The organism is Candidatus Rokuibacteriota bacterium, from assembly GCA_016188005.1.
In the GTDB taxonomy this organism is placed as follows: Bacteria; Methylomirabilota; Methylomirabilia; order Rokubacteriales; family CSP1-6; genus UBA12499.
Genome location: JACPIQ010000099.1, coordinates 1 through 12,302 on the forward strand (window position 1 = coordinate 1; position 12,302 = coordinate 12,302).

11 protein-coding genes are annotated in these 12,302 nt (G+C 71.2%); 6 read left to right on the forward strand and 5 right to left on the reverse strand.

The features are described 5' to 3' along the window. The first annotated feature begins 381 nt into the window (after positions 1–381). The 6 genes from HYV93_19630 (at position 382) to HYV93_19655 (ending at position 7,809) form a co-directional block, all read left to right on the forward strand. Positions 382–696 (forward strand): hypothetical protein, encoded by a 315-nt coding sequence (locus tag HYV93_19630; protein MBI2528176.1) that lies wholly within the window; start codon positions 382–384, stop codon positions 694–696. Further along, a complete protein-coding gene (locus HYV93_19635; protein MBI2528177.1) occupies positions 693–1,400 on the forward strand; it encodes a methyltransferase in 708 nt (235 codons plus the stop codon). The genes HYV93_19630 and HYV93_19635 overlap by 4 nt, the downstream gene beginning before the upstream one ends. Then, positions 1,397–2,155 carry a ChbG/HpnK family deacetylase gene (locus tag HYV93_19640; protein ID MBI2528178.1) on the forward strand — a complete coding sequence of 253 codons (759 nt, stop codon included), beginning with the start codon at positions 1,397–1,399 and terminating at the stop codon, positions 2,153–2,155. The genes HYV93_19635 and HYV93_19640 overlap by 4 nt, the downstream gene beginning before the upstream one ends. A gap of 103 nt (positions 2,156–2,258) precedes the next feature. Then, positions 2,259–3,191, forward strand: coding sequence for an ROK family protein (locus HYV93_19645; GenBank protein ID MBI2528179.1), 933 nt, complete (start codon positions 2,259–2,261; stop codon positions 3,189–3,191). Continuing rightward, complete coding sequence (locus HYV93_19650; protein MBI2528180.1) at positions 3,188–4,237, forward strand: alcohol dehydrogenase catalytic domain-containing protein; 1,050 nt, start codon at positions 3,188–3,190, stop codon at positions 4,235–4,237. The genes HYV93_19645 and HYV93_19650 overlap by 4 nt, the downstream gene beginning before the upstream one ends. A gap of 383 nt (positions 4,238–4,620) precedes the next feature. Further along, on the forward strand, positions 4,621–7,809 hold the full coding sequence (locus HYV93_19655; GenBank protein ID MBI2528181.1) for a FecR domain-containing protein: 3,189 nt from the start codon (positions 4,621–4,623) through the stop codon (positions 7,807–7,809). Between the two features lie 124 nt (positions 7,810–7,933). Here HYV93_19655 and HYV93_19660 read toward each other — a convergent pair whose 3' ends face one another. From HYV93_19660 to HYV93_19680, 5 genes are all read right to left on the reverse strand, one after another. Further along, on the reverse strand, positions 7,934–9,514 hold the full coding sequence (locus HYV93_19660; GenBank protein ID MBI2528182.1) for a tetratricopeptide repeat protein: 1,581 nt from the start codon (positions 9,512–9,514) through the stop codon (positions 7,934–7,936). Positions 9,515–9,594: 80 nt separating this feature from the next. Beyond that, on the reverse strand, positions 9,595–10,107 hold the full coding sequence (locus HYV93_19665; protein MBI2528183.1) for a TlpA family protein disulfide reductase: 513 nt from the start codon (positions 10,105–10,107) through the stop codon (positions 9,595–9,597). A gap of 50 nt (positions 10,108–10,157) precedes the next feature. After that, positions 10,158–11,249, reverse strand: a complete 1,092-nt coding sequence (locus tag HYV93_19670; protein ID MBI2528184.1) for a tyrosine-type recombinase/integrase — start codon at positions 11,247–11,249, stop codon at positions 10,158–10,160. 9 nt (positions 11,250–11,258) lie between these two features. Further along, on the reverse strand, positions 11,259–11,834 hold the full coding sequence (locus tag HYV93_19675; protein ID MBI2528185.1) for a helix-turn-helix transcriptional regulator: 576 nt from the start codon (positions 11,832–11,834) through the stop codon (positions 11,259–11,261). Next, entirely contained in the window at positions 11,831–12,301 is a 471-nt protein-coding gene (locus HYV93_19680) for a hypothetical protein (GenBank protein ID MBI2528186.1), read from the reverse strand. Before HYV93_19680 ends, HYV93_19675 begins: the two co-directional genes overlap by 4 nt. Between the last annotated feature and the right edge of the window lies 1 nt (position 12,302).

Consider the following 12,302-nt stretch of genomic DNA (forward strand, 5'->3'; position numbering starts at 1 on the left):
CGACAAGCTGAACAGCCTGCTGTGGTCGACCGAGCCGGCCCCGCGCACCATCGAGGCCCCCGTGTACGATCTCTCGGCTGCGTGAGGACCGGAGAAGGAAAGGAGGGCGCATGATCGAGGAGAAGGTGATCGCGTCGTGGAAGTACAGGAAGGGCACGCTGGACCAGAAGACGGCGAGCCTCTGCTACCTGGCGGCCAATCTCGCGGCGGGCAACACCCACTGAGCCAAGCGCGACCTGGCAGGTGCCAGGGCCGCCGGGGCGACGGAGGACGAGGTGCGGGAGGCGATCAGTTTCGCCATCCGGGCCAATGCCGCCAAGACGCACGCCGACATCCTCAAGGTGTACGAGGCGCCATAGGCGCGGGGCGCAGGAGATCGCCATGGCCGAGATCACTCTGACCTCCGCCTTCTCGACGGTGCCCGGGCCGGACCAGGAGGCGATCAGGCGGCTCCTGACCGAGACCATCGACCAGATCGCGCGCGACGACGGGTCATTCACGCGGGCGAAGGTCGTGTTCACCGAGTCGGACGAGCGCTGCGGGCTCACCGCGGAGCTGGACGGGGTCAAGAAGGAGGGCGTGCCGCTCCAGCTCGATCTCGAGCAGCTCGAGGACGCCCAGACGGGCGCGGGGGCGCGGGCGCAGCTCAAGGAGGCGCTCCGGCTCTACTTCCGGCGGGTGATGGGCCGGGGATGAGCCAGGATGCGGGCGCGCTCCTCTTCGTCTACCGGGACTGCCTCTTCACGGTGGCCGCTGGCGTCCAGCCGCCGAAGGCGGGCTCGCTCGTGTTCTGCCGGCATCTGACCTTCCGCCCCGACGAGTGGGTGTGCGAGATCGGCGCCGGGGTCGGGCTCGCGGCCGTGCTGGCCGCCCGGGCCGGCTGCCAGGTCATCGCCACCGACGTGCTGCCCGAGGCGGTGGCCTGCGTGAAGGCCAATGCGTTGCTGAACGGCGTCGCGGACCGCCTGGACGCGCGGCTCGGGGACTGCTACGACCCGGTGCGCCGGCTCGAGTTCGACCTGATCTGCTCGAGCCCGCCGCAGATGCCGACGCCGCCGGACCGGGAGCGCGATGACGCCATGGCGGCGGCGGACAACGGCGGGCTCGATGGCTGGGCCGTCCTCGACCGCGTCATCGCGGGGGCGCCGGCCCACCTGGCCCCCGGCGGGCGGCTCGTCTTCACGCTCTTCGAGTTCCTGGGCCGCGAGCGCGCCTTCGCCAAGCTCGGGGCGGCCGGCCTCGAGCCCTCGGTGCTTGCCCGGGAGAGGCAGCCCTTCCCGCGGCTCGGCTACGAGCGCATCGAGCACCTCCGCGCTCACGATGTCGAGCGCACGCTGCCCGCCGGGGGGTGGCCCTCCACGGTGGAGCGCTACGTGATCCAGGGGCTCCGCGCGCCGTGACGCGTCCACGGGTCCTCATCGTCAACGCCGACGACTGGGGCCTCACCGCCGGTGTCAGCCGCGGGATCCTCCATGCCTACCGCCACGGCATCGTGACCAGCACCACGCTCCTCGTCACCCGGCCGCTGGACCCGACGTTGCTGGAGGAGCTGAGCGGCTCGGGGCTCGGCGTGGGCCTCCACCTCAACCTCACGCTGGGCGCGCCGGTGTCGCCGGCCAGCCGCGTGCCCTCCCTGGTGGACGGCGAAGGCCGCTTCGTCCGGGATGCGCGAGCCGTGGCGGGGCGCGCGAAAGGTGACGAGGCACGGATCGAGTTCGGCGCCCAGATCGACGCCTTCCGGCGGATCATGGGAGGCTTCCCCACGCATCTCGACAGCCATCACCACGTGGGCAGGCACGAGCCGCTGCTGGACCTGATGGTCTTCTTCGCCCGCGCCCTCAGGGTCCCGATGCGGGCGCAGGACGCCTCCGTGCGGCAGGCCGCGCGGAAGGCGGGCGTGCGCACCCCGGAGCACTTCATGGGGGAGTCGGGACCCGAGCCATACTGGTCGGGCGAGCGCGTGCTCGAGCAGCTGCGGGCGTTGCCCGAGGGGGTGTCGGAGTTCATGACCCATCCGGGCTACTTCGACGAGGAGCTCGCTTACAGCCGCTACGGCCGGCAGCGCGAGGCGGAGCTCGAGGGGCTCACCGATCCGGCTGCCCGGGAGCTGATCGCCCGCGAGGGCATCCGGCTCGCCACCTTCGCCAACCTGTGACGGGCCTCGTGGCCTCCTCACCCCGCCCTCTCCCCCGGCCGAGGAGGAGAGGGCGGGGAGGGGGCGCGCGGGGTGAGGGGATGATCATCTGACGCCTCGGCCGGTGGTGATCGGGGTGGACGTCGGCGGCACGACGACGGCGGCCGGGCTCGTGGCGGGCGACGGCCGCGTGCTGGCCGTCGCGCAGGGGCCGACCCACGCCGGCGGGCCGGGCGGAGCGCTCGCCACGCTCGTGGAGCTGATCGAGCGAATCAGGGCCGAGGCGCCGCCGCGCGACCTCGAGGCCAGCGCCATCGGCATCGGCGTGCCGGGGACGGTGGATGCCGAGACGGGCACCATCGGCGCCGAGGCCCACTACGTGCCGGAGCTGGCGCATGTGCCGCTGGCCGCGACGGTGAGCGGGCGGCTCGGGCTCCCCGCCTTCGTGGATAACGACGTCAACGCGCTCGCGCTCGGCGAGTGGATGTTCGGCGCCGGGCGTGGGGCGGCCTCGCTCGTGCTCCTGGCGCTGGGGACGGGCGTGGGCGGGGGCATCATTCTCGACGGCCGCCTCGTGCGCGGGCACGGGGGGTACGGGGGCGAGCTGGGGCATGTGCCCATCGACTTCGACGGCCGCCCGTGCATCTGCGGCGGGCGCGGCTGCCTCAAGGCCTATGTCTCCGGCACCGACATCGCGCTGGAGGGCTCGCGGCGGCTCGGCCGCGCGGTGACGGCGCCCGAGGTGTTCCGGCTCGCGGCCGCAGGCGAGGCGACGGCCGAGCTGCTGGTGACCGAGGTGATCGCGGCCCTCGGGGCCGGGCTCGCGGTCATCGTCAACGGCCTCAACCCGGAGCGGCTGCTCCTGGCAGGGGGCGTGGCCGAGTCGTTGCGCCCGCTCGAGACCCGCGTCCGCGCCGCCTGCGCGGGGCACGCCTTCGCCGGGGCCTGCCGGACGACGGCCCTCGGGATCGTCCCGCTGGACAAGGGCTCCGCCGTCCGCGGCGGAGCGGCGCTGGCCCATTACGAAACCCGAAGACGCGAGGGAGCGACAGCATGAGAGCCATCACGCTGCACGGAACGGGGGATGTGCGGGTGGAGTCGGTGCCGGATGCGCGCGTGGTGGACCCCACCGACGTGGTGGTGCGGATCACCACCAGCGCCATCTGCGGGTCGGATCTCCACCAGTACCACGGGCGGGTGCCGGGGCTGCCCAAGGGCGTGGTGCTGGGCCACGAGTTCATGGGCGTGGTGGAGGCGGTGGGGGGCGAGGTCCGGAAGGTGCGCAAGGGTGATCGCGTGATCGCCCCGTTCTCGATCTCCTGCGGTTTCTGCGACTGGTGCCGCATGCGCTTGCCGACCCAGTGCTCGACCACGGGACGGGCGGTGTTCGGTGGGCGCTTCGGCGCCCAGTACCCCGGCGGTCAGGCCGAGGCCATCCGCGTGCCCTTCGCCGACCACATGTGCGAGAAGGTGCCCGAGGGCATGGCCGACGAGGAGGCCTTCTTCCTCGGCGACATCCTCTCCACCGGCTACTGCTGCGCCGAGAACGCGGGCATCCGCCCCGGCGACACCGTGGCGATCTTCGGTGCCGGGCCCGTGGGGCTCTTCGCGCTCCAGTCGGCGCATCTCTTCGGCCCGAGCCGGGTCTTCGTGGTGGACCGCGTGGGCTACCGGCTCGACCTCGCCGAGGAGCTGGGGGGCATCCCGGTGAACCTCGACACGGGCGACCCGGGGGAGCAGCTGCGCGCGCTCACGGGCGGGCGCGGCCCCGACGCCGTGCTCGAGTGCGTGGGGCACGAGACCCCCTTCGCCCAGGCGATCCTCGCCGTGCGCGCGGGGGGCTCCGTCTCCTCCGTGGGCGTCTACGTGGAGCCCTCCATCGGCTTCCCCGCCCGCGAGGCCTTCTTCAAGGACCTCTCGCTCAAGATGGGCATCTGCAACGCGCGCAACTACATCGTGCCACTGTTGCCGCTCATCCAGGCGGGCCGGCTCAAGCCCACCCGGATCATCACCCACACGATGCGGCTCGACGAGGCGCCCAGGGGTTACGCCATCTTCGACCGGAAGGAGGATCGCGCCATCAAGGTGATGCTCAAGCCCTGACCGCGGCGAGCCGGAGGCGTCGCCCAGGACACCTCCCCGCGCGGGCTCGCCGGGCCCTGGCCGGGGGGGAGGCATCACGGGGCCGGGCTCGCAGGGGTGTCAGCGGGCTTTACAGAACCCCGTGGCCCGCGGCTGCGCAAAGGGCATCGGGCTGAGGACAGCTGGTATGTCGGCGGCTTCCGGGGGGCCTGACGGCCTGGTTTGCCCCTTGCATGGGACTCGATCGTTCTGTGTCACTTGGGGGACTGTGGCGTGGGGCGCTCCCTCGGCCTTGCCGTGGGTAAGGGCGGGCTTGACTGTCGTCCGAGGCGCCCCTAGAGTGGCCCCGGACTGGTTCGAGGGGTTGGAGGTTCTGCAGTAGGGCTCCAAGGGAGGCTGGACCAATGCTGAGATTCTTGCACGCTGCTGCGGCGCTGTCCGTGACGGTCATCCTCTGGCCCACCTTCGTCCTCGGCCAGCCGGTGAAGGCGGGAGTGGTGGCGACACTCGAGGGCACCGCGACGGCCAAGCGCGTGGCGGTGGCCCAGCCGGTTTCCCTGAAGTTCAAGGACGACGTCTTTCTCCATGACCGGATCGCGACCGGTGAGCGGTCTCTCGCCCGCGTGCTCCTGGGCGGCAAGGCGCTGGTGACGGTGCGCGAGCTGTCGGTGCTCAGCATCACCGAGGTGCCGGGGCGGGCGACGGTGGAGCTGGAGGCGGGCAAGGTCGCCGTCACGGTGGCGCGGGAGCGGATGCGCCCGGGCGAGGCCATCGAGATCCGGACGGGGAACGCGGTGGCGGCCGTGCGCGGGACCGTGGTGGTCGCCGAGGTCAGCCGCGCCTCAGCTCAGGTGGGCGCCGCGGGCGCCGGCATCGTCAGCGGCTTCTATGTGCTGAGCGATCCCACCGGGCAAGGCGTGGCGGTGACGCAGCTCGATCCGGTGACGCGGGCACCCATCGGTCCCCCGGCGATCCTCGCGGCGCTGCAGGGCTTCAGCGCGGCGGGAAGGGCGCCGGGCAAGGTGTCGCCGATCCCGCCGGGGCAGCTCGCGCAGGTCATGTCCGGGCTCCAGGCTCAGTCGGTTCAGCACAGCCAGCCCGCGAACCAGGGACAGATGGCGACGCAGGCGATCGAGACAGCGGTGACGCTGGTCAACGCGCTCATCGGAACGCCCACCTCCGGCGCGACGCCAGCGCCCGAGCTCCTGGTCGCGCCGACGTCGGTCGGCCCCCCGCCAGTGCCGGAGCCTTCCATCGTGGAAGTCCCGATCATTCCGATAGTGGCCAGTGACGCGACCCCCCCGCCCCCGATAATCCCCGCTTCCCCAGGCCCCTGCACGGGCTGCGGCACGATCCTCCCGCCAGGGAGCAGCGTGGCCCTGGCGCCCGGCGAGCCTCTGGTCACCTTCGGGACCGGCACGTTCACGTCTGCGTCGCCAGACCCCCTCGTCCTGATCGACTCGTCCGCGGTGACAGGCTCCTCCGCGAGCCTGATCCCGGTGGGGTCGGGGACGGCGGTGTCCCTGGCCGGGCCCGCGCTCGATGTCACGGCCCCCCCCGCCACGCCCAGCGCGATCTCGGGAGTGACGAGCCTGCTCGACGTCAGCGGCAGCATCAGCAGCAGCACGCTGTCGCCCTTCATCGAGCTCGACCCCACGACCGTCACCACGAGCAGCCACTTCATCTCGATCGCCTCCGGGGGGAGCCTCTCGCTGGCGGGACCGCTGTTCGAGGACAGGGAAAGCGCGCTCACCGCCACCGGCCTCACGGCGGCCGGCAACTTCCTGGACGTGGCCGGCGCCCTCGGCAGCACGACGACCGAGCCGCTGATGCGGTTCACCAGCAGCAAGGTGACGACGGGGCTGAACTTCGCTCGCGTCACGGGCCCTCCCCCCGCGGGCGGCGCGAATGTCTCGATCGTCGGCTCGCTCGTCAAGGCCACGGGCTCGACCCTGGTCGTCGGCAGCTCCGGCGCCGGCGGCGCGGCCTTCGAGCCCGCCTTCGGACCGCGGCTCGGGGGGGCGCTGGACGGTGATGACCGCACGGCGCCCGTCGCCTTCGGCTTCGCCTTTCCGTTCCAGGGGAGCACCTACACGGGCGGCTTCCTGTCCACCAACGGGTTCATCTCGCTGGGCACCGACAACGGGCAAGGGTGCTGCAACGCCGACGTGCCCGCGCTGCTCGCGGGTTTCCCCCGCATCGCCGCGGTCTGGTACGATCTCTACCCGCCCGTGGGGAACGGCATCCACTTGAACACCTTCCCGGGTCGGGCCGTCATCACCTTCGACTCTGTGGCCGAGTTCTGCTGCTCCGGCAGCAATACGTTCCAGTTCCAGCTCCTCTCCGACGGGCGGATCGTCATGATCTGGGGCGTGATGACGAGCCCGGCCCTGGTCCATGTCAGCCTGGTCGGCGTGAGCCCGGGCGGCGGTGTCAGCGACCCAGGCGGGGTGAACTTCTCCGCGGCGGTCCCGTTCAGCTCGGGGGCCGTGGGCACGGTGTACGAGCTGTTCCCGAGAGGGTCCTTCGACCTGGCCGGGGGGTCGATCGTCTTCACTCCCAACGGTCTGGGCGGCTGGGACGTCTCGGGCGGCCTGATCTCCGATGCCGCGTTCCTGGCGCTCGAAAGCGGCGCCGTGGTGAGGGCGACGGGCGTGGACCTTCCGCTCGTCGAGCTGGTGACCACCTCGCTCACCTCCAGTGGCCTCTTCCTCTCTCAGTCGGGCGCCTCCCTGCTGTCCATCGAAGGGCCGCTGCTCAGCGCCACCGACAGTCCGCTCACGCTGCCCTCCGGCCTCGCGAGGATCCATGGCGGCAGTCGGCTCGTCAGCAGCTCGCTGATGCCGCTGGTCTTCCTGGACGGGGGGAGCCACTCCATCGCCACGGCCGCCGGGACGGCCATGTTCGACCTGTCCGGCACCGCCACGGCCGGCGAGACGGCCGACGGGGTCGCGCTGACGCTCGGGACGGAGCGGCCCCTGCAGACCGGGGACATCCTCCTCGAGGCCTCCGGGGCCACCGTGACCGGCGAGAAGGTCGTGAAGGTGGACACCGCCCTCCTCGAGGCCAGCGCCCCGCTGGTGAAGCTGGTGGCGGGCAGCGCATTGACCTCCGCCGTGGACGCGGTGGACCTTTCCCTGCGGGCGAAGGTCACGAGCCTCGGCCCCCTGCTTCGCCTCGATGCGAGCACGATGACCGTGACGAGCGGGGCCGCCGTCAACGTGGCGGGGGGGAGCCTGCTGAGGGTGACCGGGGACCTGATCCAGCTCAGCAACGGCAGCACGCTCACCCTGCTCTCGGGCCCGATCCTGAACGTCGCCGGCGGCTCGGTCGTCAACATCTCCGGCGCTCTGCTGGGGTTCAACGGCACCGGGGGGAACGCCGTCAACGTCACGAACGCGCTCTGCGCGCCCTGCACCAGCTTCAGCGGGATTCCCGTGGCCCTGACGGGGGGCGCCCTCGCGTCCAACGTGAGCATCGGGCCGAGCCCCATCCGCAATCCCACGCTGGGGTCCCTCGCGCTGTCGGGGTCGAGCGCTGCCGCCATCCGGGTGGACGGCGCGACGAGCCGGCTGACGATCACCGCCCCGTGAGCGCGCCCCCGGCGCGGGCGCGGCGCGGGAGAGGCCGGGAGCGGCGGGCCACTCCCGGCCGAGGCTCGCGCCGGGAGCGCGGCCGCTTCGGCAGGATCGCAACGTCTTCGGCGGGACGGAGACTTCAGTAGGACCAGGACAGGATCATCGAGAAGACGTTGCGCGTGTACTCGAAGACCGCCACGTTCGAGAGGTTCAGCGTGGACTGGTACTCGCCCGACAGCGTGAGGCTGTAGGGCAGCGGCAGCTCCGCCCGCACGACGTTCGTCAGCTCCCGGTCGTGGCGCTGCACCCTCCCCGGCTTCGTCGTCGGCAGGAGGCTGTTCCGCCCGTCGTAGGCCCGCAGGTGCACGTCGACGTCGTAGTGGAGCCGCACACCCCACCAGGGCAAGGTGTACTGCGCCCCGCCCAGGAGGCGGTGGCCGTCATAGGCGTAGTTCGCGCCATCGGCGGCCTCCCGGTCGAACTGGTAGCCGCCCTTGAGGAAGTGGCGATCCTGCTCGAAGCGGAGCACGTGGAGCAGGCCCACCGTGACGTTGTCCGCGTCGCGGACCTCGCGGCTCGGCGGGGCCGGCTGACCCTCGGCGAAGTTCTTGTTCTGGTAGCGCGTGAAGAGCTGGGTCAGGTGCTGGTCGCTCTCCGCCACTGTCCCGGAGAGCGTCACGGTGTGGCGGCGGACGAACTCCTCCTCGTTCAGGTAGAGGATGTCCCAGCTGTACTGGGCGGCGAGCTGGGCCGGCATCGAGCCGACCGCCGTGCCGTGGGTGAGGCCCAGGGTCGCCAGGTGGTTGGTGACGTTGAACGAGGGCAGCTCGTTGTTGTAGGTGCCAAAGAACGAGTAGCCGATGGAGGACTCCAGCGCCTGGTCGCGATACCAGACGTAGTCGAAGCGGGCCCCCGCGAGCTCGCCCGTGGACTCGTGCTGGTTGTGCCGGCGCAGCACCCCGACCAGGGGCTCGGTGGCGTTGGGGCTGGGCATCACCGACACGTTGTCGTCGTAGAAGCCGCCCAGGCGTAGCTCGGCCGAGAAGCGCTTCTGCCGGTCCCGCGCCGCCGCAATGGTGTCCCGGAGTCGCTCGGCAGGGCCCGTCAGCGCGGAGCCCGGGGCGGCTCTGAGCGCTTGCTCGACCTGGGCCGCGGCCTGAGCCGGCAGGCCGAGCACGCCCAGCGCCAGCCCCGTGTAGAAGCGGGTGACCTGCTGGATCTCGGGATCGCTGGCACGGCCGGCGCGGAATGCCGCCAGCGCGCCCTGGTAGTTCTTGCTCCGGTAGCGCAGGAACCCCACGTAGTAGCCGAGGCCGTCCAGTGTCGGCTGGGCGCGGAAGGCCTCCTCCAGGAGCGGCGCGGCCCGGTCGTACCGCTCGAGGGAGAAGAGCGCCAGGCCGAGCTGGAAGGCGACGACCGGGTCCTGGGGGGCCCGGGCCCGGGCGCGCTCGAGGAAGGGCAGCGCCTCGGCGGGCTGCCGGCGCGCCAGATGGGTCAGCCCCGAGTAGTAGAGCGCCTCGAAGTGATCGGGCTCGAGCTGCAGGGCGCGGCGCAGATTGTCGAGCGCCTCGTCGAACTGCTTGTCCTCGAAGTGGAGGATCGCCTGGGCGACGTAGAAGTCGGCCCCGGACTGCTGCGCCCAGGCTCCCGCCGCGGAGCCGAGAACTGCCAGGAGCCCCATGGCCACCACCCGGGCGATGCCCCAGCCCCGCCTGTGCACGATGCGACTTATATCACAAGATGCCCGGCCTCGGCAAAAGCATGAAAGGCCAGGCGGCAAGCCGCCTTGGCTGACAGGCGTCACTGCAGGCGGGCGGGGGGCTTGCGGCGGGGCGGGGTTCGCAGGAGCGGGTCGAGCACCCTGGCAAGTCGAGTCTCGTCGGCCGGGCCGTGGATGCGCGCCGCCATCTCGCCCTTCCGGTCGATGACCACGGTATAGGGCGTGCCCTTGAAGCCGAAGCGGTTGGCGATGCGGAGCCGGGGATCGAGGCCCGCCGGGTAGGTCGCGCCGTGGGTCCTGAGGAAGGCGCGGGCGTCCGCTTCCGTATCCTGGACGTGGACGGCCACGAGCTGCGCGCCGCGCGGCCCGTACTTCCGGTGGACGCGCTCGATTGCCGGCGCCTCACGCGCGCAGAGCTTGCACCACGACGCCTGGAAGCGGACGACGAGGACGTTCTTGCCGAGGAGCGCGCGCGAGTCGATCCGCTTGCCGTCCAGCGTCTTGAGCGAGAAGGCGGGCGCCGCCGGGGCGGCCGCGGCCGGCGCCGCGAGGAGGAGCAGGGCCAGCAGCGCGGAGAGGCGAAGCACCCGCATAGTATAATCCTACTCCTGAACTAGCGCGTAAGTACCTACCTTCATTGCTTTCATGAAGTTCCTGTGGGGACTTTTGAGGGGACCTCCAACCCTCCTACGGCGCGCTCGATGGCGAGGCGCTTGTCCTTCTCGGTCGTGTGCTTGATGTAGATGAGGGTTGAGGTGTACGGCGGGGCGTGCCCCAGGATCTCGCCGATCTCGCCGAGCTTCGCGCCGGCTTCCTCGAGCCGCTTCCCGAGGGCGTGGCGGAGCTTGTGGAGCGTCACGCGCGGCAGGCCCGCGTCCGTGGCGGCGGCCCTGAACGCGTGGCTGAGTGAGTCTGGCAGGATCGCGCGCCCGAGCCTGTGGAAAACCGGGGCGTCGGGTTCATCCGCGCGTACGTTCCGCCGGAGGATCTCAGCAGCGCTTCGGACCAGGGGGATCCGCTTCACCCGGCCGGTCTTCCGCTGGGGGATCAGCAGGGCGGGTTCACGCCCCAACAGGACGTAGTGGTTCAGCATCCCACACGCCTCCGAGCGCCGGAGCCCCGTGAGGGAGATGACCGCGATCATGTCCCGCAGTTGCGGCGCCGAGATCGCCGAGAGGAGGCGCTGGCACTCCTCGACCGTGGGGACGTGGTAGACGGGTTCTTGAGCTCGGGGGAGCTTGACTCCCCGAGTCGGGTCGCGGAGCACCCACCCGCGCTCCACCGCGTGGGTGAAGACCATCCGCAAGTAGGCGAGGTCCCGCTGGAGGGTGCGGGCGCAGACGCGCGTGCTGAGACCGGGGACCGTGCCGGCGAGGCGCGCCGCCTTGAACTGCTCCACCTCGTCCGCCGTGATCTCCCCTACGCGGAGGGTCCCGAACATGCGCACGAACCCGGAGACGGTCGACACGAGCGAGTGGGGCGTCGAAGCGGCGTAGGAGGACCGGATGACCGGCTCGACGAGGCGCCAGAACTCCGCCACGCTCGGTTGCCCGCGCCGCCGCTTCAGGCCGAAGTCGCGCTCGAACGTCCCCCTGTACGCCGACGCCTTGACGAGCGCCTCAACGCGCAGGGCCTTCTGGCGGTCGGCGGTCTTCGTGCTCCCTCGGTACCGGTGGCCGTCATACTCGAAGTCGTAGTGCCAGATGCCGGCCGGGCCGCGGGCGACGAGGCTCATCAGCAGGACCTACGACCTCTGTGGGGCTCGAGCCCGACGGCTCACTCGAGCTCGGACTTTGCGCTGGGCCTGACGGAGGGCCGGTGTTGTTGGTTCTGGACGTTCGCGCACAGCCCTGGCAAGTGACTCAAGCAGGTTGATCGTGGAGCGCCACTCGTCTCCAACGCCGTGCGTCCTGAGGTGGAGGGCGTCGAGCGCCCGGCGCGCCCTGAGGAGCTCAGCGTCGCCAGGATCCGTCACGACGGGGATCATGGCGGGGTCGACGAAGAGCTTCTCGTCGGTGTGCGCTGAGAGCTGCCGCATCCGTACGTCGACCTGGGCGCGGGCGAGCAGCTGGAACGCCTCGGTGCGACGAGGGCCCGTCAGCCCGAGGACCCGGCAGATGCGGTCCAGGGCGTGGACCCCTGGAAGTCGCTTCCCGCCCTCGACCATCCCGTAGTAGCTCTCGCTCAGCGTAGCGCGGATACTGACCTCCGCTCGGTTCAGTCCCGTGGCTGTCCGCGCCGCCTCCAAGTACGCTTGGAGAGAGCGGACCAGGCTGCGCTGAGGAGCGGGCGTAGACCTGCGCATCGCCGTCACGCTCACCGCGGTCGCTTCACCAACTCCTCGAGCAGCCCGATGATCCTCTGGTTCTGCTGGATCTGGATCAAGGCGAACTGGATCTGGGTCTCGTCAGTTAACTGTGACACCTGCGCCGCGCTACGGGCACCAACCCTCGTGGCCCAGAGCTTGTTGAGCGCCTTCGCCGTGAGCCCCTTGACTCCCTCAGGCGTCGCCACCCCTTCGCCGTACACGGCGATCACGTCGAAGATGGCCTGGCGGGCTTCCTTGGGGTTCTGATCTGGGGCGGCAGCCAAGAAGGCCTGGCTCGCTTCCGCGCTGAGCACGTTCTCCTTCATCGTGGCGTTCGTCCACGTCTGATCAGCCGTGTGTGCGCGTGGCGGCTGCTGGGCACTGCTGACTGAGTACGCAGCGACGAGCACGAGCCCGGCCATGATCGAGGCCCGCTTCAACGTGGTGGGGCTGCCTGCCAAGAAGATCGAACGTTCCATG